The following is a 20,938-nucleotide window of genomic DNA, read 5'->3' as shown; positions in this document are numbered from 1 at the left end:
GGGAAGACCCAGCGCGAGAGTGGCCCGCCACCCTCGACGTGGCAGAAATGCTGCGCAACGGATGGCGCCCACATCCCTTCCGGCAATTCCTCCTCAAAGTGCACAGTCGCTGCAATCTCGCATGCGATTACTGCTACATCTACACACTCGCTGACCAGAGCTGGCGTTCGCGGCCCAAAATCATGGCCCCGGAGCTCGTCACGGTCGCCGCCGAGCGGATCGCCGAACACGCCTCGGCCCACGGGCTGACCTCCCTACGGCTGATCCTGCACGGCGGCGAGCCCCTGCTCGCCGGCCACGCCTACCTGCGCAAGGTCGTGGAGACCATCCGCGCCGACGCCGGCCGCGACCTGCGCGTCGAGGCGGCGGTGCAGACCAACGGCGTGCTCCTGGACGAGGACGCGCTGCGCACCTTCCGCGACCTCGACGTCAAGATCGGCGTGAGCCTCGACGGGAGCGCCGAAGGCAACGACCGCAACCGCCGCTTCGTCGACGGCCGGGGCAGCTTCGCCCCGGTCGCCGGCGCGCTCGCCCTGCTGACCAGCCCGCCCTTCAAGGACCTCTACAGCGGTCTGCTGTGCACTGTGGACCTGGCCAACGACCCCATCGAGACCTACGAGGCGCTCATCTCCTTCCAGCCGCCGGCGGTCGACTTCCTCATCCCGCACGGCACCTGGGACTCGCCGCCTCCCGGCCGCACCCGCGACCCCGAGAAGACCCCGTACGGCGACTGGCTGATCGCCGTCTTCGACCGCTGGTACGGCTCCAGCGGCGAGACGGTCGTCAGGCTCTTCGAGGAGATCATCCATCTGCTGCTGGGCGGCGCGTCCGCCAGCGAGGCCGTCGGCCTGACCCCGTCGAGCCTTGTCGTGATCGAGACCGACGGGACGATCGAGCAGACCGACTCCCTCAAGGTGGTCGCCCACGGCGCGCCCGCCACGGGCCTCAACATCGTCGACCACCCCTTCGACGCGGCGCTCGCCCACCCCGGCATGGTGGCCAGGCAGCTCGGCTGGGACGGGCTGAGCGACACGTGCAAGAGCTGCCGGTTCGGCCGGGTGTGCGGAGCCGGCCTCTACCCGCACCGCTACCGCCCCGGCACCGGCTTCCTCAACCCCTCGGTCTACTGCTCCGACCTCTACCGGCTGATCGAGCACATCCACACCCGCCTGGTCAGCGACCTCCGGCGTTCCCACCGCTGAAAGGAACTCGATGGACCCCAGGCCGTACCGGATCCCCGATGACGTGATGTCCCGGCTGGCGGCGGGCGGCGGCGGCGCCGAAGCGGTGCGCCACCTCGTCGCGGCGGAGCGCAGCAAGCAACGGCTGCTCGTCCTCGGGGTGGTCCGGCAGTCCGCGGGCCATCGGCACGCCAAGGCCGTCGAGCACGCCTACGACGTGCTCGCGGACGTCGAGCGGGCGAGCCCCCGCGCCGTCGCGGCGACGCTGGCCCATCCGGCGGTGGGAGCCTGGGCGGCGAGCACCGTCAACGAGCTCAAGCGCGGAGCCGGGGAGCCGGCCCAGCTCGGCGCCGTGGCGGCGGCGGCCGCCGTCCGCGCACGCGTGGCGTGCTGGGCGCAGGCGCCCGTACGGCAGGGAGGCGTGATGCTGCCCTCGCTGGGCCGGATCGACCTGGGGGCGCCGGACGGGCCGCCGGGTGAGCTGGTCGACGTGCGGGTGCACGCCGACGGCACGGTGGAGGCGGGCGAGCGCCGGGTGCGGGTGACGGCGGGGGAGAGGGACGGCTGGGTTCCGCTGCGCCGCATCGGAGGCGGCGGCATCGAGCTCCTGGTGGACGACCTCGACCCGTACCGCTGGCGCGCCGAGACCATGATCGACCGTCGGCTGTCCGAGGCCGAGCTGCGCGCGTGGGAGTCATGCCTGGCGTCGGCGTGGCGGACGCTCGCGGCCCACCACTGGACGATCGCCGGCGAGACCGCCGCCGCCATCACCGTGCTCACCCCGATCAAGGGACCCGCCCGGGGCATGAACAGCGCCTCGGCGCCCGGCCGGTTCGGCGCCGTCGCCCTGTCCACACCGCCGGACGGTCGCTGGCTGGCCTCCACGTTCGCCCACGAGGTCCAGCACGGCAAGCTCGGCGCGATCATGGACGTCGTCGAGCTGCTGGAGCCGGACGACAGCCTGCACTACGCCCCCTGGCGGCCCGATCCGCGGCCGCTGGCGGGGCTGATCCAGGGCGCCTACGCCTACCTGGGCGTCTCGGGCTTCTGGCGGCGTCAGCGGCACCACGAGAGCGACCTGCGGCCGCACATCGAGTTCGCCCACTGGCGTGAGGCGGCCCACGAGGTCACCGGCACCCTGCTCGACAGCGGACGCCTCACGCCGCCCGGCGTGGAGTTCGTCACCGCCATGCGCGCCACCCTGTCGGCCTGGCTGGACGAGGCCGTGCCTCCCGCCGCGCTGGAGGCCGCCCGGCGGGAGGAGGCGGAGCTGAGGCAGGCGTGGGCGGCCCGCAACGCCTCTACAGCGTGAGCGGGTCGAAGTCCCAGTTGAACCGGTTGCCCGCCTCCGCGTGGATCCGCTCCGGGTGGTCCTTGGGGAACTTGGCGTAGTGCGTGATGACCGAGTCGTACAGGTTCTTGGCCTGCGCCGCGTCACCTGAGGCACGCATGTCGATGGCCAGGTTGACGGCGGCCGACAGGGCGAGCGGGTGGTTGGTCCCGTAGAAGTCGCGCACCTTGGCCAGGGTGTCCTCGCCCCGTCTGCGGGCGGCGGCGGGCTCGCCCAGGGCCGCGAGGTCGCTGGCCAGGTTGATGGCGCTGGCGAAGGTGTAGGCGTGGTCGGAGCCGACCGTCTCGACCAGGCCCGCCAGCGCCGCCTCGTCCAGCTCCCTCGCCCGGAGCGCGTCGCCGCGCAGCCGGTGGAGCAGCGCCAGGTTGATCTGGCAGCCGTAGGTGAACGGGTGCAGCTTGCCGAAGACCTGCTCGTAGCGGGGGAGCGCCGCCCTCGCCAGGGACATCGCCTCCTCGTGGCGCTCGGCCTGGCGCAGCGTGTTGCTGAGTGCGATCATCGCGGCCATGGTCTCGGGATGGTCGTTGCCGAAGATCTTGCCGAGCCGCGTGTGGGTCTCCTCGATCAGCTCCAGAGCCCGCTCGACGTCGCCGATCCGGCGCCTGGCGATGGACAGGTCGCGCGCGGTCATCAGCGTCAGCTGGTGCTCCACCTGCAGCTCGCGGCAGCCGTGGGCGTACGCCTCCTCACCGAAGTCGCACGCCTGGGAGTGGTCGCCGCACAGCCGCACCACGCGGGCCAGCCCGTTCCAGGTGATCTGGACGTCCCACTTGCTCACCCCCGAGCGCGCGCTGCTCAGCTCCAGGTAGGCTAGCTGCTGCAGGCGCCGGGCGCTTTCGTACTCGCTGAGCAGGGCGTGGTCGAGCGCGAGGTTGTTGATCACGCGCAGGGTCGACGGGTGGGTGGGGCCGAACTTCCGCTCGTAGGCCTCGAGCGAGGCCTTGTCCTGCTCGTAGGCCTCGCGGAACTTGCCCTGGGAGCGCAGGTTGGCGCCGTAGGTGAGGGCGACGCCGAGGGTCTCCTCGTCGTCCCTGCCGAACTCCGCCTGCATGAGCTCGAGCGTTTCCTCGTTGTGCTCACGCGACTCGGTGTAGGCGCCGATCTGCCACAGGATGTTGCCCAGGTGCCGGCGCAGGCGCAGCTTGTTGCCGCGGGTGGATTCGGACTCCTCGGGCCAGTTGGCGAGGAACTCGTTGGCCAGGGCCTGAGCCTGGGTGTAGCTCGCCACCCGGTAGAGGTAGCGGACGATGTTGATCGCGAAGTTCTGGACCTCCGCCTCGCCGCACTTGGTCATGCCCGACGGGCGCACGTGCGGGACGAGGTCGTAGAAGCTCTTCCACTGGGAGGTGTCCTCCGGGTCGCTGGGCGCGCCGCTCGCCAGCACCTGGTGCACCTCGTGCCTGATCGCCTCGCGCTCCTCGCTCGACAGCGAGTCGCGCAGCAGCGCCTGGACCAGCCGGTGCACCTGGACGGTGCCCGCCTCCTGCTCGATCTTCACCAGGGCGAACCGGTTGAGCTCCCCGATCGCCTGGCTGAGCATGAGAGGGTCGGCCAGGATCGGGCCCATGCGGGTCGCGCCGCTCTTGTTGCCCCGCCGGAAGATCTCCCGGGGGATGGGGTCGGGACCGAAGAAGGCCAGGCAGCGCAGCACCTCGGCGGCCTCGGGCATCCGGCCCTCGATCTCGTGCACGGACAACTGCCAGGCGGCCGTCATGGAGTGCGGGTATTCGGTGGACTTGTTCATGCCCAGCAGCGCGCGGGTGCGAATGGAGAGCTGCTCGATGTACTCGTCGGTCGACATGCCGGTCATGACCTGCAGGGCCGCGGCCTGCTCCAGCGCCAGGGGGAGGTCGCCCAGCTCGTTGGCCAGGTGCTCGGCCTCCTTCTGCTCCACGTTGCGCTGCAGGCGCTTGCGCAGGAAGTCGACGCTCTCGGTCTTGGAGAACACGTCGACCGGCACCGTCTGCGCCACGCCGCTCCAGCGGCTGTTGCGGGAGGTGATCAGGACGTGTCCCGGCCCGCCCTCCGGGATGAGGTCCCTGATCTCCTCGGGCTCGTCCGCGTTGTCGAAGATCAGCAGCCAGTTCTCGATGGGGTCGCCGCGCTGGAGCGCGTCACGCACCGCGGCCGCGGCCTCGTCGATGCCGATGCTGCTGGCGGGGCGGAGCTTGAGGTCCTCGGTCAGCGCGGCCAGGGTGCTCGGCACGAGCATCGGCTGGTCGGCCGGCACCCACCACACCAGGTCGTAGTGGCCCCGGTAGCGCCAGGCGTACTCGATGGCGAGCTGGGTCTTGCCCACGCCGCCCAATCCCTGCAAAGCCTGCGGCAGCGGCACCACGGCGGCCTTGGTGGAGGTCGTGATGCTCTCCCTTAACTGGCCGAGAAGATTTTCGCGCCCGGTGAAATTCTTGTTTCGGCCGGGGATCTTCCCCCAGATCGCGGGCATCCGGCTTGGTTCCTGCATGACGACCTGCTCGTTCATGTTGCCCTCCGCCCTGCCGGCCGCTTTAGTTCAGATCCTACGATTGATTCTGGCGGCCGGTAGCCACAGAATCGCAAATAGAGGAGTAATCGACGGCTCGGGTGACAGTTCACCTGTTTACGGGTGACCGTAATGGGGTGACAGGGAGGACACGCATGGGTGACGAGCACGCTACCGGTCTCATCGATGTCGGCGGAATCGATTTGGAAGATCTCAAGATGCTGGAGATCCCCGCCCTGGCCCGTGCCTGGCAAAGGTGCGCGGAAGACGGTGCGGTGACCGTGGCGGGATTCTCGTCGGCGCTCTGATCAGGTGCGCGGGGCCCGCCCCTCGCCACTGATCGGCAGCGAATCCGTCAATCCTTCGTCCCGTGTGCTGCTGCGGGAGTGAAGCCGAGCGAGTACGGTTGGGGTACGCGTATTGACGTGCAAGTAAAGTGAAAGCTCTTCAACCGTATGTGGGGCGGAGAGCGATTCGAAAACCCAAGCACGCGGGTGGCGGGGTGTGGTGATGACTTCCAACGGCAGCGACCCGAAGCCGTATGTCGGCGCGCACCCGTTTCGCCGGGAAGATGCCGCTCGATTCCACGGACGGGATCGCGAGGCGGAGCATCTGGCCGAATGCTGGGAGAACAATCGCCTGACGATTCTTCATGGCGCGCCGGGCACCGGTAAATCGTCTCTGGTCGCCGCCGGAGTTCTGCCGCGTCTGGCGCATTCGCGGCTGGACGTGCTGCCCGTGGGAAGCGTCCTGCGCCCTGCCTCGGTGCCCGCCGCGCTCATCCCCGCCGAATGCGATCCGTTCGTCTTCTCGCTGTTGTCGTCCTGGACCCCGAACGAGGCTCCCATCGCGGTCTCCGGCCTCACCGTCTCCGCCTGCCTGCGGCAGCGCTGGAGCCCCGGCGGCAGGCCGGTGCTGGCCGCGCTCGATCCCGCCGACGACGTCTTCACCGCCCACCACCGGGGCCCGGCGGCGCGCACCCGGGTCCTCGACCAGCTGGCCGACGCGCTGGCTGACGACAAGCGGCTGCGGCTGCTCGTCGTCGTCGACGACGACCATCTCGACGGCGTCCGCAAGCACGCGGGGCTGCGCGAGCACCTCACCGGCACGAGCCTGTACGCCCTGAGGCCGCTGGAGGCGGGGGCGGCTCTGAAGGCGTGCCGGGAGCCCGCGGCCGAGGCCGGGGTGCCCTTCGCGCCCGGGGCGGCGGTCAGGCTGGTCGGCGCCCTGCAGGCCAAGCCGTGGCGGGGTCCGGTGGAGCCGGTTCACCTTCAGCTGGTGTGCTCCTCCCTCTGGGAGGCCGTGCGGGGCCTGCCGCTCATCACCGAGGCCGAGCTGGTCGACGTGGACGCCGTGCTCGCCGACTTCGTCCACCGCCAGATCGAGGACGTGGCCGCCGACCACTACGACGGGAAGGCGGAGCACCTGTTCGCCCTGGTGCGGCGCATCGCCGAGCCGGGCGACGCCGGGCCCGTGGAGCTGCCGTCCCGGGTCGCCTGGGCGCTGACGGCCCGCCATGTGCTGCGCCCCGGCGAGCGACGCCGCCACGAGATCCCCGAGCGGCTCGCCGGTCCCGTCCTGAACCACCGGTTCCGCCCCCGCGGCGGGCGTGGACGCACACCGGGCGGCCTCCTGCTCGCCGCCGAGGACGCCGTCCGCCGCGGCTGGTTCGACCTGGCCGTCGCGCTCGCCGGCGACGCCCTGCGCGCGGACGCCGGGGACGTGCGCCTGCGGGCCAGGGCGGAGTCGCTGCTGGCGGACCTCGCCCACGAGCGGGGCGACCTCGACGACGCCGTCCGGCGCTACCGGGCCGCCGCCCAGCTGCACACCACCGTGCGGGGCAGTGACCAGATCGTCGCCACGCTCCTCACCACCGTCGGCCGGATCCTCATCGCCGGAGGCGCCTTCCGCGAGGCGGTCGGCGAACTGCGCGCGGCGGTCAGACGGAGCCCGAACCCCCTCATCCAGACGGAGCTGGCCTGGGCGCTGTGGCATCTGGGCAACCCGCGAGGCGCCGTCGACGTCCTCGACGGGGCACTCGCCTCGCAGGGAGCCACCCAGGAGGCCCTGCGCGCCCGGGGCGAGATCCTCTCCGACCTCGCCGAGCCCGGCAAGGCGCTGCGCGACCTCAACCGGGTGATGCCGCACGAGCAGCCGTCCACCCAGGCCGCCTACGCGCTCGCCCTGGCGCAGACCGGCCACGTGAAGCAGGCGGTCAGCCTGGTGGAGCCCCTGGGGGTGGAGAGCGACGGCCCGACGCTGCTGCGCGCCGCCCAGGTGATGGCAGCCGACGAGAACCTTTCCGAGGCGGCGAAGCTGGCAAGGCGGGCATGGCAGGGCGCGAATCGCAGGCGGTTACCGCCGCATCTCACCGCCACGGCCGAACGCCTCATGTAGGCGAAATTCTCATGACGTGCTTATGGTGATGCCCTTACGCGATCTGCCGCCGAGTCGCCGGTGAATGCTCTAGTCTTCGACCGTGCCTGGGCTCTCACCCGTGCGCACTGACACCGCTGGGCATCGGGAGCCGTGGTGAAAGGCGCACACCAGATTAGTCGGTTTATTGCGATTTATACCGACTCCCCTGCCTTTCGGCGGTCCTGGTGGGCATCGACGGTTTCCACATTGAGCACACGCACACTCGGCGTGACCTATCCGTTGCTGGCTTTCACGTTGACCGCGTCCCCGTCGTGGATCGGCTGGGTCATGTTCGCCTCGACGGTGCCCGGGCTGCTCTGCTACATCCCGGCCGGCGCTCTCGTCGACCGGCTGGGCGCCCGCACGGTGCTGGCGTGGAGCGAGACGGCCCGCGCCCTCCTCATCGGCTGCCTGTTCGTCGCCATGGCCTCCGGTGTGCTCGAACTGTGGCATCTCGTGGTCGTCGCCGTGGCCGAGGGCGTGCTGTGCGTGATCTCGACCGTAGCCGAGACCGCGCTGATCCCCACCACGGTGAGCACGGACCGGGTGGGCACCGCGCTGGCCATGCACGAGACCGTGGTGCAGGGCGTCGTGCTGGTGGGGCGGCCGCTCGGCGGGCTGCTGTACGGCATCGGGGCACTGGTGTCCTTCGCCGCGAACGCCGTCATGTTCGCCGTCGCCGCGGGCATGCTCTTCGCGTTGCCCCGTGATCGCGAACCCGAGCGTGAGCAGGAGAAGTCCCCCGTGCGCCTGGGCGCCGGGATGGCCGAGCTCTGGCGCAACCGCTTCCTCAGGTCGGCCACCATCGTGACGGCCTGCACCAACCTGATGGTCCAGTGCCTGATCGTGGTGTTCCTGACCACCGCGTCGAGAGAGCAACTGCCTCCGCTGCTCGTCGGCATGATCCTCGCCTTCTCCGGCGTCGGCGGCATCATCGGGGCGTTCATGGCGCCGGTGCGGCACGACATCTCGCGGCGCATCGGCGATTGGACGGGCCAAGGAGCCATGTCGCGGTTGTTCGGCTGGATCGGGCTGCTGCGGGAGGGCCGGTCCACGATGCTGGTGCACGTGTGGGCGTGCGCGGCGGGGGTCGTGCTCACCATCGCGCTCCAGCAGAGCTTCCTGTCCTTCGCAGGGGCACTGCTCATCATCGGGCTGGCCGGAGGGCTCAGCAACGTCACCGTACGGACCGCGCTGAGTCAGCAGCCGGCCCGGGTGACCGCAGTGCTGCGGCTCGGCAGCTACAGCTCCGTCGCGCTCGGGCCGGTCCTGGGCAGCCTCCTCATCGTGCGCGTCGAGCCGTCCATCGTCCTGGTGATCCTCGCCGGCGGCATGCTCGTCCTCGCCGGGCTGTTCACGGCGGTGCCCACGTTCAAGAGAAGCCTTGCCCCTCGTGGCAGGGCGAGTGATAACCGGTTGATCACAGGGGATGCGTTATCCCGTCCTTTGAGATGAAATCAAGGCATGGCGGGTCGACGCTTCGCGTGTGCCGTAGCAGCCTTACTCCTCGTACTCGTTCCATCACCAGCCGGTGCGCTCGCCGGGCCGCAGTTCCTGGAGCGCGGACCGCTCACCATCGCGCTGGAGCGGGTGACCGCGACCTCCAGATGGCGGATCGACGTGGCCAACACGGGGGCGGCCGGGGAGATACAGCTCCGCATCACCGGTCCGGTCGCCGCCGGCCTGGCGGTCGAGGGGAGCGGGCGCCTCAGGCTGGGGGCGGGCGGCACGGGGAGCTTCCACCTGATACCGCAGGCCCGCCGGCGCGCGGGCACCGGGGAACTGGTGCTGATCTCCGCGGCGGGCATCGACCGGCGGCGGGTGACCGTGACCCCGGCGCCGCCGTTCTGGGAGCGGTACCGGGCCTGGCTGATCGCCGGGGCGGTGGCCGTCCTGCTGCTCGTCGGCGCCGTCATCCTGGTCCGCCGCAGGCGACGTCCGGCGGGCACGGAGCCGCAGCCTGAGGCGGGCACTGAGGCGGGCGACGTCACCGCCACGCCGAGGCCCGCGTCCCAGGCGCCCGGGTTCACCCACAGTGACGAGCCCGCCGACCAGGACGGGCTGAACCGGGCCGAGTACGCGGTGCAACTCGCCGACCTGATCCGCCACGCGAAGCCGCCGCAGGTCATCGGCGTGTTCGGCGAGTGGGGCTCCGGCAAGACCTCGATGCTCAGACAGGTGCGCGACCTCCTCAAGGAGGACCGCGAGTGCGCGCACGTGTGGTTCGACCCGTGGCGGCACCAGTACGACGAGAACCCGGTGCTGCCCCTGCTCCACGTCATCGTCAACGACCTGGGCCTGACGGAGCGGGCGAACGTGCGGCGGACGCTGCGGACGGTCTCCGAGGTGCTCGGCTCCCTGGTGCTGTCCGCGACGGTCAAGATCGACGTCGAGAACGTGCGCAAGACCCTGGAGGCCTACGACGAGGAGAACTTCCGCATCCGCTCCCAGCGGGTGCGGCTCGACGACCACCTGGGCTCGATCATCGACGCGGCACTGGTGGCCCATGACAAGAGCCGGCTCGTGGTGTTCGTCGACGACCTCGACCGCTGTCACCCCGACCAGATCATGACCATGCTCGACGCGCTGAAACTGCACTTCAACCGCCCCAACTGCGTCTTCGTGCTCGGCGTGGCCAAGGCGCCGCTGGTCGCCGCGGTGCGGGAGAAGTACGCCGACCCGGCGGGCGACTACCTGCACAAGATCGTCCAGGTGTCGTTCGAGATGCCCCGGCTGGACCGGGCCGCCTTCGAGAACTACCTGGACGGCCTGCTGAGCGACGCCATCAAGCCCGCGGCCGGCCTGCTGGTGAGCGCGCTGCCGCCCAACCCGCGAGCGATCAAGCGGTTCGTGAACGTGCTGCTCCTCCAGCACCGCGTGGCCACCGCCAGGAAGCCGGCCGGCTACGACGTGGTGATCCTCGCCGCCGTCCTGCTCGTCAGGGACGGCGACCCGGACTTCTACCGCAGGCTCATGGACGACCCCACGCTGTTGCAGCGTGTCAGCGAGGATCTGGAGACGGCGGCGGGCGAGCCGCCGGGCTGGAGCGAGGTCGTCCAGAAGGTCGTGCGCGCCCTGCGGCTGACGCCGTGCGGCGTGCCCGGTGACGTCGCGACCCACATCGACCTGGTCAGGGAGTCGCCGGTGCCGGAGTCCTCGGTGGTGGAGCCGCCGCAGGACCGCCTCCCGGGACAGGACCGGCTGAGCCGCCGCGCGATCAGGAGCGCGCTGACGGTCCTCAGCGACGACGTGCTCCAGACGGTGAGTCTGGTCGCCGGCGCCGAGAGCGGCCTGCTGGACCCGGTCGTCGCCTTCCCCGGCGAACAGCCGCGCCCCCTGGGGCTGCCGGAGATCCTGGACCGGGGCACGCGCCGGATGCTGCTCACGGGGGAGCCGGGGGCGGGCAAGACGGTGCTGGCCGCACGGCTGACCCGGCGTCTCATCGAGAAGGCCGAAGGTCGTGACGCGCCGGTCCCGGTGTTCCTGCCCGCCGAGGCGCTCAGGACCGAGTTCCGCGGGTTCGAGCAGGCCCTGACCCGCGCCCTGGTCGAGCGGTACCAGGTGGCCATCGCCGACGCGTACTCGATGGTGACGCTCGGCGGTTCGCTGTCCCTGGTGGTCGACGGCCTGGACGAGAGCGCCGAGCCCGGCTTCCTGCCGTGGGTGACCGGCTGGGCGGACGAGACCGGCGCCGGCCTGATCGTGACCGGGTGCGTGTCCGCGCCTCCCGCCGGCTTCCAGACCCTGGAGGTGCTCGGAGTGGCCCCCGGCGAGGCCGCGCGGCTGCTGGAGGGCGTGCTGCCCGGGTCGCGCGGCCGGCGGGACTGGACGGACCTCGCCGCCTCGCCGTACCTGCTCTCGGTGCTCCTGGCCGCGCCGGAGTGGGCGCGGGACCTGCCGGCCGAGCCGGGCGACTTCCTCGCCTGGTACGGGGACCGCGCCCTGGGGCGGATCGGGGGCTTCGACGGGGATCAGGCGACGGCGGCGCTCCGGGGGCTCGCCCAATGGCTCGTGGCGCGTTCGCTGGCGACCTTCAACAGCGAGGACGCCGACCTCCGGAGCGTCCTGCGCCGCTGCGGCGTGCGCGGCATGGAGGTGCCGGGCCTGCTGCGCGCCGCGGTCGAGGCCGGACTGCTCCGGGAGGTCGGCCCGAAGGCGTATGCCTTCGCTCATCCGCGGCTGCGCGACCATGTCGCTCAGTCGTGAGCGTCGAGGGCGCCGAGGGTGATGGTGTCGGCGACCTCGGCGTGGCGTTCGGCCTCCTCCTCGGCGAAGCGGGCCGCGTCCAGCTTCTCGGCGATCTCCTCGTCCTGCCGCATCAGCGCCTCCAGCGACTGGCCGGCCATCTCCAGCACGCCCATGTCCGCGTACGCCTGCTGCAGCCGGGGGCTCCACAGGCCGATGTCCTTGACGCACGGCACGATGCGGCTGAACAGCAGTGAGCGGAACAGCCGCAGGTACTCCGACTCGTCGACCGCCCGCATGGCCTCGCCCACCTCGGCCTTCGTCAGGCCGAGGTTCTCCCAGGTCTCGCGGCCGCGCAGCCGGTCGCGCATGAGGTAGCAGCCCTCGATGACGAAGTCCTCGCGCTCGCGCAGCTCCGCTTCCGAGAGCTGGCGGTAGTAGTCGCGCAGCGCCATCCGGCCGAAGGCGACGTGCCGGGCCTCGTCCTGCATGACGTAGGCGAAGATCTGCTTGGGCAGCGGCTTGGTGGTGATGTCGCGCATGACGCCGAACGCCGCCAGCGCCAGGCCCTCGATGAGCACCTGCATGCCCAGGTACGGCATGTCCCAGCGGGAGTCGGTCAGCGTGCTGTCGAGCAGCGCCTTGAGGTGTTCGTTGATCGGGTAGGCGAGGCCGACCTTCTCCTGGAGGAAGCGGGCGTAGGTCTCGGCGTGGCGGGCCTCGTCCATCGTCTGGGTGGCGGCGTAGAACTTGGAGTCGAGGTCGGGCACCGATTCGACGATCCGCGCCGAGCAGATCATCGCGCCCTGCTCACCGTGCAGGAACTGGGAGAACTGCCAGGCGGCGCCGTGCAGCCTGACCTCCTGCCGCTGGCGTTCGTCCATCCGGTCCCACAGCGGGGTGCCGTGGATGGCGATGGTGTGGTCGGGGATGCCGAGCACGTCGTACGGGTCCACCTCCAGGCCCCAGTCGATGCGCTTGACGGAGTCCCACTGCTTGTCCTTGCCCTTCTGGTAGAGGGCCAGCATCCTGTCCCGGCCGTCGTCGTACTCCCAGGTGAACTTGCTGGTTCCGGCCATGTCCACGTTCCACGTGGAGAGCCCGGCGGGGATGGTGTAGAGATCGTGGGTCGACATGGGGACCTCCGGGGGGTCACGTACACCGTACGTCCGTAATCGGAGCTTGCACGTACGGTGTACGTACGTCAATAGAATGAGCTATGAGCACCGAGCCTCTGTCGAGGGCGCGCATCGTGGCCGCGGCCATCGAGCTGATCGAGCGGGAGGGCGCCGACGCGGTCTCCATGCGGCGCATCGCGGCCGAGCTGGGCGTCGGCGTGATGTCCCTCTACAACCACGTGCCCAACAAGGACGCGCTGCTCAGCGGCGTGGCCGAGGCCGTGCTCAGCGAGATCGAGTTCACCGACGACCCGGGCGCCGACTGGACCGACCGGGTTCGCGTGCAGGCCCGCGCCTTCCGGCAGATCGCCCACCACTATCCCCGCTGCACGATGCTCGTCGTCAGCCGGCAGGTCCACTCGCCGGCCGGGATGCTGCCGGTGGAGCGGGCGCTGGCGACGCTGCGCAGCGCGGGGTTCGACGGGGCCGACGCGGTGCGGGTGCTGCGGGTGTTCATCGCGTTCGTCGTCGGGTCGCTGCTGCGGGAGGTCGGGGTGACGCCCGCGTTCGCGCCGCCACGTGCGGACGCGGCCGATCCCGGCGTGGTCGACTCGGCGCTGTTCCCCGAGGTCCACGCGCTGTCGGCGCTGCTGGGCGGCTGCGACCACGAGGGCGACTTCGAGTTCGGCGTCGAGCTGATGATCCGGGCGATCGCCGTGCACCCGGCACGGCGGGAGGGCACCCGCACGGCCGCGGATGCCCTCGGGAAAGCCGACGTCGACACCTGACGTCAATACCAGTTGTGCGACCGGAAGTGCCCCCAGGCGCCGCACGGCTTGCCGTACCTCCCCTTGATGTAGGCCAGGCCCCACCGGATCTGCGTCTCCGGATTGTGACGCCAGTCCCTGCCCGCTCCCCGCATCTTTCCTCCGGGGAGCGCCTGCGGGATGCCGTAGGCGCCTGACGATCTGTTGTATGCGCGGTGGTTCCAGTTGCTCTCCCTGGTCCACAGGTTGTCCAGGCAGTGGAACTCGCGCAGCGGCCACGACCGCTGCACCACCTGGTTCAGGGCGAAACCCTTGCTCCTGCTCTTCGCGTTCCCGGCGACGACCTTCGGCTCGGCGGAGGTCCGCCAGACCCCGGTCCTGACGACCGGGGCGTCCCCGGTCTCGGCCCAGGCGACCGTCGGCGTACCGCTGAACGCGGTGAGGCCGGCGACGGCGGCGAGAGTGATCTGTAGCGTGCGCTTGCTGTCCAATTCAGTCCTCGCGGTCGGGTCGCGTGCGGACGGGCGCTCTCGCTTCCCCGGCGCCCCTGCCGGTCCGCGTCCGTGGCTCGCACGCGGAGGGTCCGCGCGGCCCTCCGGGATCCTTGGTTCCGTCCGATCACGCTGGACGGCCCGGAGGGCGCCACGACATGTCCTCTTAGCCGGTTGTAGTACGCGGCCCGACCGGGCTCCGGGACCTGGGACACGCCCCGGACAGGTGTTTGCCGGACGGTGGCCGACAATCGGCGCTCCCGTTGGGCCGGGTTGGCGCGGCCCGGGGCGCGGATGGCCCGCCCTTGCCGCGAAACGGGCGCGCACCTGGGGTTTGAACCGCTCTCGAAGGTGGGAGTGCGAGTAGGGTCGGGCGCATGAGTGTTCGAGAAATTCCGGTCCGCACCCTGGCGGACGTGCCCACCACCCTCGCGGACCTGGCGGGCGACGCCGCCCTCCTCATCGTGAACGTGGCCTCCCGCTGCGGGCTGACCCCGCAGTACGCCGGCCTCGTCGAGCTGCACAAGCAGTACGGGCCGCGCGGATTCAGCGTGGTCGGCGTGCCGTGCAACCAGTTCATGGGGCAGGAGCCGGGCAGCGCCGAGGAGATCCAGGAGTTCTGCTCGGCCACCTACGGCGTCGACTTCCCGCTGCTGGAGAAGGCCGAGGTCAACGGCCCCGGCAGGCACCCGCTGTACGAGAGCCTGACGGGCGTCCCGGACGCCGACGGCGAGGCCGGCGACGTGCAGTGGAACTTCGAGAAGTTCCTCGTGGCCCGCGACGGCACGGTGGCGGCGCGGTTCCGTCCCGGCACCGCGCCGGACGACCCGGCGATCGCCGCGGCCATCGAGAAGGTGCTGTAGGGCCGCGGGAAGCCGGCCTCAGCGGTGCGGACCGCAGCTGCCCCGGACGATGAGCTCGGTCGGCAGCACGACCGTGCGCGGACGCCGGGCGGCGCCGGTGCGCAGGACCAGCTCGGCGGCGCGATAGCCGATGTCGCGGCCGGGCTGGGCGATCACGGTCAGCGGCGGCGAGCACAGCTCGGCCCACGGCACGTCGTCGTACATGACCAGCGACACGTCGCGGGGCACCCGCAGGTCGAGCTCGCGGGCGGCCAGCACGGCCGCCTCGCCCAGCACGTTGCCCGCCGCGACCACCGCCGACAGGTCGGGGCGGCTCTGGAACAGCCCGGAGGCGGCGGCGTAGGCGGCGTCGCGGCTGCCCGTGGCGAAGACGACCAGCTCCTCGTCCACCGGGTCGCCGACCGCCTCACGGAAGGCGGCCACCCGCCGGTCGTGGCCGGGGCCGCCGAGGAAGGCGATGCGCCGGTGGCCCAGCCCGCGCAGGTAGCGGACCGCCGTACGGATGCCGGACCGGTCGTCGGCCAGGACGGCGGGCACGTCGACGGGGCGGGCGGGCGGCGCGGCCGGGGCGGGCACGCCGTCCAGGAGCATGAGGTCGCTGACGGCGGAGGAGCCGGCCTGCTCGGCGGCGTCGGCCGGCAGCCGGTCGGCGAAGACGACCGCCATGCCCGCGCGGATCGCCGGCCGCCAGGTGTCGGCGCCGCCCGACGGCACCGCGATCACCCGGTCGACACCCTGCTCCAGCAGCATGCCGATCATCTCGGCCTCCTGCTCGGGGTCGTCGGCGGTGGAGGCGAGCACGACCGGCTCGCCCGCCGAGCGGCCGCAGGCGAGCACGCCCTCGGCGAGCCGGCCGAAGAACGGGTCGGTGAGGTCGGGCACGAGCAGCCCCATGCCGCCGGTGCGGCGCTGGCGCAGGTTGCGCCCCAGCGCGCTGGGCCGGTAGTCGAGCTGGGCGGCGACGGCGAGCACCCGCTCACGGGTGCGCGGGCTGGCCGAGCCGCCGGACAGCACCCTCGACACGGTGGCCACGCCCACGCCGGCCGCCTCGGCCACGTCCTTGATGGTCGCCCGCTTTTCCATGGAAACGATTCCATCATGCTTTCCGGAATCCGGGAAGTCCCCAAGGAACAGCAGGGCTGGTCACGCCCAAACCCTTGACACCGATGTCCGTTTCGGGTGAGATGCTTGAAAACGTATCCACGAAAGTGGAAACTCCGCACAACATCGGGGTCAAGCCCTGGAGCGCGAAGGACAGTCATGGCATCCATCGTTCTGACCAACGTCGACAAGATCTACGCCGGTGGCGTGAAGGCCGTGAACGGGCTCAACCTTGAGATCAAGGATGGCGAGTTCATGGTGCTGGTCGGCCCCTCCGGTTGCGGCAAGTCGACCGCGCTCCGGATGATCGCCGGCCTCGAGGACATCAGCGGCGGCGAGATCGCCATCGGCGACAAGGTGGTCAACCACCTGCCGCCGAAGGACCGCGACATCGCGATGGTGTTCCAGAACTACGCGCTCTACCCCCACATGACGGTCGAGGAGAACCTCGCCTTCGGCCTCAAGCTCCGCAAGATGCCCAAGGCCGAGATCCAGCAGCGCGTCAACGACGCCGCCAAGATGCTGGGCCTGGAGACCTACCTCAAGCGCAAGCCGGCCGCCCTGTCCGGCGGTCAGCGCCAGCGTGTCGCCATGGGCCGCGCCATCGTCCGCGAGCCGCAGGCCTTCCTCATGGACGAGCCGCTGTCCAACCTGGACGCCAAGCTCCGCGTCTCCATGCGCGCCTCGCTCAACCAGATGCACGAGCGCCTCGGCGTCACCACCGTCTACGTCACGCACGACCAGGTCGAGGCCATGACCCTCGGCGACCGCGTCTGCGTGCTCCGCGACGGCCTCCTCCAGCAGGTCGACACGCCGCAGAACCTGTTCGACAAGCCGGTCAACCTGTTCGTCGCCGGGTTCATGGGCTCGCCGTCGATGAACTTCGTCACCGCCGAGCTGGTCCGCGACGGCGGCGCCGCCGTCACCTTCGCCGGCATCAAGCTGCCGATCCCCGACTCCACCTTCACCGAGAAGCCGGGCCTCGACCAGTACATCGGCAAGAAGATCATCCTCGGCATCCGCCCGTCGGACTTCGAGGACGCCGCCTCCGCCGGCAACCACGCCAACGGCTGGGCCACGCTGCCCGTCAAGGCGGAGGTCACCGAGGAGCTCGGCTCCGAGATCAACGTCCTGTTCCTCATCGACGCCCCGCCCGTCGAGCACAAGGACACCGTCGCCGCCGCCGACAAGGGCGACGAGGAAGAGGCCACGCTGCCGCTGGCCGGCGACAAGTCGCTGTGGACCGCCCGCGTCAACGCCCGCAGCCACGCGCGCCCCGGCCAGAACATCGACCTGGTCCTCGACACGCACAACCTGCACTTCTTCGACACCAACTCCGGCCTGGCGATCGGCCACCCGGCCAACGTCGGCCGCTAGTCACCGACCGCCGATTCCCGGCCGCGAGCCCGCTCGCGGCCGTCCCGGGCCCTCACCGCGACCCCCTCCCGCGGCGAGGGCCCACCCTCTTTTCCGGGTACGGGCTGCTGCGTCGCGGTGTGTCGTGCCTGGAACGTCGTGCGGTGTCGTGCCGCGCGGTCAGCGGCCGATGCGGGCGGAGATCCGGGCCGCGATGCCGTGGGGGACGAGTCGGCCGGCGTTGAGGATGACCTTGTAGCGCAGCGACGGCACCGAGACCCGCTTGCCCAGCGCCAGGTCGCGCATCGCCGTACGGGCCACGTCGTCGGCCTTCAGCCACAGGATGTCGGGCATTCCCGACATGTCCATCGAGGCCCGCTGGTGGAACTCCGTCCGCACGAACCCCGGGCACAACGCCATCACCCTGACCCGCGCGCTGCCCGCCTCGGCCGCCACCGACTCGCTGAAGTTGACCACCCACGCCTTGCTCGCGCTGTAGGTGCCCCGGGTGAAGAACGCCGCCACCGACGCCACGTTGATCACGCCGCCCCGGTCGCGCTCCCGCATCCCCGGCAGCGCCGCCAGCGTCAGCCGCAGCACCGCCTCACAGTGGACCTTGAGCATCACCAGCTCGTCCTCCACCGGCGTCTGCAGGAAAGCGCCCTTGTGGCCGAACCCGGCGTTGTTCACCAGCAGGTCGACGCCCTCCCGGCAGCGGGCCTCGGCACGCGCCAGGCCCTCCTCGGTCGCCAGGTCGGCGGGCAGCACCTCCACCGGGACGCCATAGCGCAGGCGCAGCCGCCCCGCCTCCTCGGCCAGCCGGCCCTCGTCGCGGGCCACCAGGACCAGCGAGAAACCGTCGGCGGCCAGCCGCCGTGCGAAAGCGGCGCCGATGCCGGCGGTGGCGCCCGTGATCAGTGCGGTAGGCATGCCAGAACCCTAACGCCCCCACCCCACCCCCCTCCGCGAACCCCCGACCCCACCGGAAAGGCCCGCCGCGTGCTGGGGCGGGCGCCCGCTTCGGGAGAGGGCCCGCCGCCCACACCGCGACGCCCCCTCGGAGAGCAGACCGCCGTCCGTGCGACCCTTCCAGGAGGGGCGAGCGCCCTCTTCGGGAGGGGGCCGCCGCCCGCGTCATGCGGTGCTCTCCGAAGAGGGCGGGTGCGCCCCCGCCCTCGCACCCGTGTGCAGGGGGTTCGTCCCGAGAAGGGGCCGCCTGTTCCCTGGGGGTGGGGTGGGGTGGGGGTGGGCGTGGCAGGATGGCGGGGTGGGTCTTGTGCGGGCTGTGCCGGTCGCCTTACTGGGCGTCGTTCTGGTGGCTTGTTCGGCGGGCGTGCCGGAGCGGGCGCCCGAGAGGGCCGTGACGACGACGGCGGAGGCCGGGCCGTCCGGCACCGGCGGCGAGGCGGCGGCGGGGAAGGTGCGGCTGACGCGGGTCGCCGAGCTGGAGCGGCCCGTGGCGTTCGCCGTGCGCGAGGGGGACGACCGGCTGTACGTGGCCGAGCAGGGCGGGAAGCTCCGCACCACCGACGGCGCGACGGTCGTGGACCTGTCGGGCGAGGTGAGCGACGGCAACGAGCAGGGCCTGCTGGGCGTGGCGTTCCATCCGTCGGGCCGCTGGCTCTACCTCGACTGGACCGACGCCGACGGCACCACGCACGTGACCGAGTGGGCCTACGACGGCGCCAAGGCCACGGCCCGGCGCGACGTGCTGACGCAGAAGCAGCCGTACGCCAATCACAACGGCGGCCAGCTCGCCTTCGGCCCCGACGGCCACCTCTACGTCGCGCTGGGCGACGGCGGCAGCGGCGGCGACCCGGAGGGCAACGGCCAGGATCTCGGCACCCTGCTCGGCAAGATCCTGCGCATCGACCCGCGCGGCAACCCGTACAAGATCCCCGAAGGCAACCCGTTCGCGGACCGGGAGGGGGCGCGGCCGGAGATCTGGGCGTACGGGCTGCGTAATCCGTGGCGGTTCGGGTTCGACCGGGAGAGCGGCGATCTGTGGATCGGCGACGTGGGCCAGAACGCCTGGGAGGAGGTCGACCGCCAGCCGGCCGGCTCGGGCGGCGGCGAGAACTACGGCTGGAACCTGCGCGAGGGCAAGGCCGGGTTCGGCGCGGGCGGGCAGGCGAAGGACCTGGTCGACCCGGTGATCGTCTACCCGCTGGGCGAGGGCGGCGCCTGTTCGGTCATCGCCGGCTACGTCTACCGGGGCTCGAAGATCGACTGGTTGCGCGGCCGGTTCCTGTACGGCGACTTCTGCGCGGGCTGGATCAGGGCGACCCCGGCGGACAGGCCGGGCGAGGGCGAGGAGATCGGGCGGGTGGATCAGCTGTCGTCGTTCGGCCAGGGCCACGACGGCGAGCTGTACGCGCTCAGCCTCCAGGGCCCGGTCTATCGGATCGATCCCGCCTGACCCGGTCGATCAGGTCCTCGACCTGGCCGTTGAGCCGGGCGCCGCGTGACCAGCCGGCGTAGTGGGTGAGCAGGACGACGACCTCGCGCAGTTCGCTCTCGTTCAGGTCGCCGGTGCGCAGGGCGGCGTCGAGCTGTTCGGCCACCTGGTCGTCGAGGCCCTGCCCGACGAGGAGCCCGAGCAGGACGAGGCGGCGCTCCCGGTCGGAGAGCGCGTCGCGCGACCACACCTCGGCGAAGGCGCGCTCGGCGGCCATGCCGTAGGAGTCGACGGCCGGTTCTGTCATGGCTGGCTCCGGTCGTGCGTGAGGGGAACCTCCATCTTCGGCTACTTCTCGCCGCGCACCAATGCAGGCGCGCCAAAGCCGCGGATTCCTGTTGATCTGTAACAAGTAAGGCCGGTGTACGGCCAAGATTTGGTCAAGATTTCTCATCGTGCATCGGGCTCACCGGATCCGAAAACGGGCACAACAACGACGGTGCCTCGTCATTGGAGGTAGGACCCCAGTGAAGATCCGGTGAGGAAGACACGGGCGTGGGTCGCGCTGACGGCCGCGATCCTGTTGCCGGTTGCGTGCGGGCAGCCGGAGTTCACCTACGTGCGCGACAGGGACGGCACCACCTACTTCAAGGTGCCCGCCTCGTTCGCCAGGATCGACGCCTACCCGCTGGAGCTCGTGTTCAGCGGCGACAGGCCGGGCTCGCAGGCGGCGCTGGAGCGCAGGCGGCGGGTCTGGTCGGCGGCCTTCGACCAGGCGCGGGAGCCGGACGTGGACCACCTGTTCGGCTCGAGGGAGCCGTTCGTGTACGCGGCCGTGCACCGGCTGACCGGGCCGCAGCGCGACGTGGTGTCGCTCGACCGGCTGCGCGACTTCGTCCTGCCGGTGACCGAGGAGTCGCGCACCGCCTACCTGGGCCGGGTGCTGGAGTCGGGGCGGCCGCCGCTGTTCAGCGGGTTCGAGCGGCTCAGCGACGAGCCCGTCCGGCTGGACGACGGCGCCCGGGGCGTACGGGTCCGCTACAGCTACAGGATCGGCGCCGAGCACCAGACCTTCGACCAGACCGCCATCCTCGACGGCTCCGGCTCCACCGTCTCGGTCATGCTCATCGCCTGCCGGCCGGACTGCCACGTGGCCCGCCGGGCGGAGTTCGACGAGATCGCGCGTTCGTTCAAGCTGCTGCGGCTGCCCGGATGAGGGAGCACCCC

General features: G+C 71.3%; 17 protein-coding genes. 11 read left to right on the top strand and 6 right to left on the bottom strand.

What is annotated here, in order from left to right; genetic code table 11:
- The first annotated feature begins 47 nt into the window (after window positions 1–47).
- Both ACWDXC_RS09870 and ACWDXC_RS09865 read left to right on the top strand, forming a co-directional pair.
- Window positions 48–1,202: an FxsB family cyclophane-forming radical SAM/SPASM peptide maturase gene (locus ACWDXC_RS09870; protein ID WP_449980123.1), complete on the top strand. Its 1,155-nt coding sequence runs from the start codon at window positions 48–50 to the stop codon at window positions 1,200–1,202.
- Window positions 1,203–1,212: 10 nt separating this feature from the next.
- Entirely contained in the window at window positions 1,213–2,493 is a 1,281-nt protein-coding gene (locus tag ACWDXC_RS09865; RefSeq protein ID WP_449980120.1) for an HEXXH motif domain-containing protein, read from the top strand.
- On the opposite strand, the gene fxsT is transcribed toward ACWDXC_RS09865, so the two are convergent.
- Window positions 2,483–5,014, bottom strand: a complete 2,532-nt coding sequence (fxsT, locus tag ACWDXC_RS09860; RefSeq protein ID WP_449980118.1) for an FxSxx-COOH system tetratricopeptide repeat protein — start codon at window positions 5,012–5,014, stop codon at window positions 2,483–2,485. The genes ACWDXC_RS09865 and fxsT overlap by 11 nt on opposite strands.
- Before the next feature lie 155 nt (window positions 5,015–5,169).
- On the opposite strand from fxsT, the gene ACWDXC_RS09855 reads away from it, so the two are divergent.
- The 4 genes from ACWDXC_RS09855 to ACWDXC_RS09840 all read left to right on the top strand — a co-directional run bounded on the left by ACWDXC_RS09855 (window position 5,170) and on the right by ACWDXC_RS09840 (window position 11,638).
- Window positions 5,170–5,322, top strand: a complete 153-nt coding sequence (locus ACWDXC_RS09855) for a hypothetical protein (RefSeq protein WP_449980115.1) — start codon at window positions 5,170–5,172, stop codon at window positions 5,320–5,322.
- Between the two features lie 202 nt (window positions 5,323–5,524).
- Window positions 5,525–7,411, top strand: a complete 1,887-nt coding sequence (locus ACWDXC_RS09850; RefSeq protein WP_449980112.1) for an nSTAND1 domain-containing NTPase — start codon at window positions 5,525–5,527, stop codon at window positions 7,409–7,411.
- A 132-nt stretch (window positions 7,412–7,543) separates the two neighbouring features.
- Window positions 7,544–8,887, top strand: coding sequence for an MFS transporter (locus tag ACWDXC_RS09845; protein WP_449980110.1), 1,344 nt, complete (start codon window positions 7,544–7,546; stop codon window positions 8,885–8,887).
- Window positions 8,888–8,896: 9 nt separating this feature from the next.
- Entirely contained in the window at window positions 8,897–11,638 is a 2,742-nt protein-coding gene (locus ACWDXC_RS09840) for a P-loop NTPase fold protein (RefSeq protein ID WP_449980108.1), read from the top strand.
- On the opposite strand, the gene ACWDXC_RS09835 is transcribed toward ACWDXC_RS09840, so the two are convergent.
- Complete coding sequence (locus ACWDXC_RS09835; RefSeq protein ID WP_449980105.1) at window positions 11,629–12,753, bottom strand: ferritin-like domain-containing protein; 1,125 nt, start codon at window positions 12,751–12,753, stop codon at window positions 11,629–11,631. The two genes, ACWDXC_RS09840 and ACWDXC_RS09835, sit on opposite strands and share 10 nt — an antisense overlap.
- 83 nt (window positions 12,754–12,836) lie before the next feature.
- Between ACWDXC_RS09835 and ACWDXC_RS09830 the strand changes: the two genes are divergently transcribed.
- On the top strand, window positions 12,837–13,523 hold the full coding sequence (locus ACWDXC_RS09830; protein ID WP_449980103.1) for a TetR/AcrR family transcriptional regulator: 687 nt from the start codon (window positions 12,837–12,839) through the stop codon (window positions 13,521–13,523).
- 2 nt (window positions 13,524–13,525) lie between these two features.
- Here the strand turns inward: ACWDXC_RS09830 and ACWDXC_RS09825 are convergent, their stop codons facing one another.
- Window positions 13,526–13,993 carry an aggregation-promoting factor C-terminal-like domain-containing protein gene (locus tag ACWDXC_RS09825; RefSeq protein ID WP_219511356.1) on the bottom strand — a complete coding sequence of 156 codons (468 nt, stop codon included), beginning with the start codon at window positions 13,991–13,993 and terminating at the stop codon, window positions 13,526–13,528.
- A 377-nt stretch (window positions 13,994–14,370) separates the two neighbouring features.
- Between ACWDXC_RS09825 and ACWDXC_RS09820 the strand changes: the two genes are divergently transcribed.
- A complete protein-coding gene (locus tag ACWDXC_RS09820; RefSeq protein ID WP_219511354.1) occupies window positions 14,371–14,856 on the top strand; it encodes a glutathione peroxidase in 486 nt (161 codons plus the stop codon).
- An 18-nt stretch (window positions 14,857–14,874) separates the two neighbouring features.
- On the opposite strand, the gene ACWDXC_RS09815 is transcribed toward ACWDXC_RS09820, so the two are convergent.
- Complete coding sequence (locus ACWDXC_RS09815; protein WP_449980099.1) at window positions 14,875–15,939, bottom strand: LacI family DNA-binding transcriptional regulator; 1,065 nt, start codon at window positions 15,937–15,939, stop codon at window positions 14,875–14,877.
- 177 nt (window positions 15,940–16,116) lie between these two features.
- Between ACWDXC_RS09815 and ACWDXC_RS09810 the strand changes: the two genes are divergently transcribed.
- A complete protein-coding gene (locus tag ACWDXC_RS09810; protein ID WP_219511350.1) occupies window positions 16,117–17,334 on the top strand; it encodes an ABC transporter ATP-binding protein in 1,218 nt (405 codons plus the stop codon).
- A gap of 159 nt (window positions 17,335–17,493) precedes the next feature.
- Here ACWDXC_RS09810 and ACWDXC_RS09805 read toward each other — a convergent pair whose 3' ends face one another.
- Window positions 17,494–18,243 (bottom strand): SDR family NAD(P)-dependent oxidoreductase, encoded by a 750-nt coding sequence (locus tag ACWDXC_RS09805; RefSeq protein ID WP_357589413.1) that lies wholly within the window; start codon window positions 18,241–18,243, stop codon window positions 17,494–17,496.
- Between the two features lie 430 nt (window positions 18,244–18,673).
- On the opposite strand from ACWDXC_RS09805, the gene ACWDXC_RS09800 reads away from it, so the two are divergent.
- On the top strand, window positions 18,674–19,732 hold the full coding sequence (locus ACWDXC_RS09800) for a PQQ-dependent sugar dehydrogenase (protein ID WP_449980095.1): 1,059 nt from the start codon (window positions 18,674–18,676) through the stop codon (window positions 19,730–19,732).
- On the opposite strand, the gene ACWDXC_RS09795 is transcribed toward ACWDXC_RS09800, so the two are convergent.
- Window positions 19,692–20,018, bottom strand: a complete 327-nt coding sequence (locus ACWDXC_RS09795; protein ID WP_219511344.1) for a carboxymuconolactone decarboxylase family protein — start codon at window positions 20,016–20,018, stop codon at window positions 19,692–19,694. The two genes, ACWDXC_RS09800 and ACWDXC_RS09795, sit on opposite strands and share 41 nt — an antisense overlap.
- A 231-nt stretch (window positions 20,019–20,249) precedes the next feature.
- Between ACWDXC_RS09795 and ACWDXC_RS09790 the strand changes: the two genes are divergently transcribed.
- Window positions 20,250–20,927, top strand: coding sequence for a hypothetical protein (locus ACWDXC_RS09790; RefSeq protein WP_449980092.1), 678 nt, complete (start codon window positions 20,250–20,252; stop codon window positions 20,925–20,927).
- Window positions 20,928–20,938: the final 11 nt, after the last annotated feature.

It is taken from the genome of Nonomuraea sp. NPDC003214, assembly GCF_053590035.1.
This window is presented reverse-complemented; position numbering and strand designations above follow the sequence as displayed.

Coding starts and splice junctions, on each gene's coding strand:
- ACWDXC_RS09870 (WP_449980123.1), top strand. CDS start 48: ATGCTGCGCAACGGATGGCGCCCACATCCCTTCCGGCAATTCCTCCTC.
- ACWDXC_RS09865 (WP_449980120.1), top strand. CDS start 1,213: ATGGACCCCAGGCCGTACCGGATCCCCGATGACGTGATGTCCCGGCTG.
- fxsT (WP_449980118.1), bottom strand. CDS start 5,014: ATGAACGAGCAGGTCGTCATGCAGGAACCAAGCCGGATGCCCGCGATC.
- ACWDXC_RS09855 (WP_449980115.1), top strand. CDS start 5,170: ATGGGTGACGAGCACGCTACCGGTCTCATCGATGTCGGCGGAATCGAT.
- ACWDXC_RS09850 (WP_449980112.1), top strand. CDS start 5,525: ATGACTTCCAACGGCAGCGACCCGAAGCCGTATGTCGGCGCGCACCCG.
- ACWDXC_RS09840 (WP_449980108.1), top strand. CDS start 8,897: ATGGCGGGTCGACGCTTCGCGTGTGCCGTAGCAGCCTTACTCCTCGTA.
- ACWDXC_RS09835 (WP_449980105.1), bottom strand. CDS start 12,753: ATGTCGACCCACGATCTCTACACCATCCCCGCCGGGCTCTCCACGTGG.
- ACWDXC_RS09830 (WP_449980103.1), top strand. CDS start 12,837: ATGAGCACCGAGCCTCTGTCGAGGGCGCGCATCGTGGCCGCGGCCATC.
- ACWDXC_RS09820 (WP_219511354.1), top strand. CDS start 14,371: ATGAGTGTTCGAGAAATTCCGGTCCGCACCCTGGCGGACGTGCCCACC.
- ACWDXC_RS09815 (WP_449980099.1), bottom strand. CDS start 15,939: ATGGAAAAGCGGGCGACCATCAAGGACGTGGCCGAGGCGGCCGGCGTG.
- ACWDXC_RS09810 (WP_219511350.1), top strand. CDS start 16,117: ATGGCATCCATCGTTCTGACCAACGTCGACAAGATCTACGCCGGTGGC.
- ACWDXC_RS09805 (WP_357589413.1), bottom strand. CDS start 18,243: ATGCCTACCGCACTGATCACGGGCGCCACCGCCGGCATCGGCGCCGCT.
- ACWDXC_RS09795 (WP_219511344.1), bottom strand. CDS start 20,018: ATGACAGAACCGGCCGTCGACTCCTACGGCATGGCCGCCGAGCGCGCC.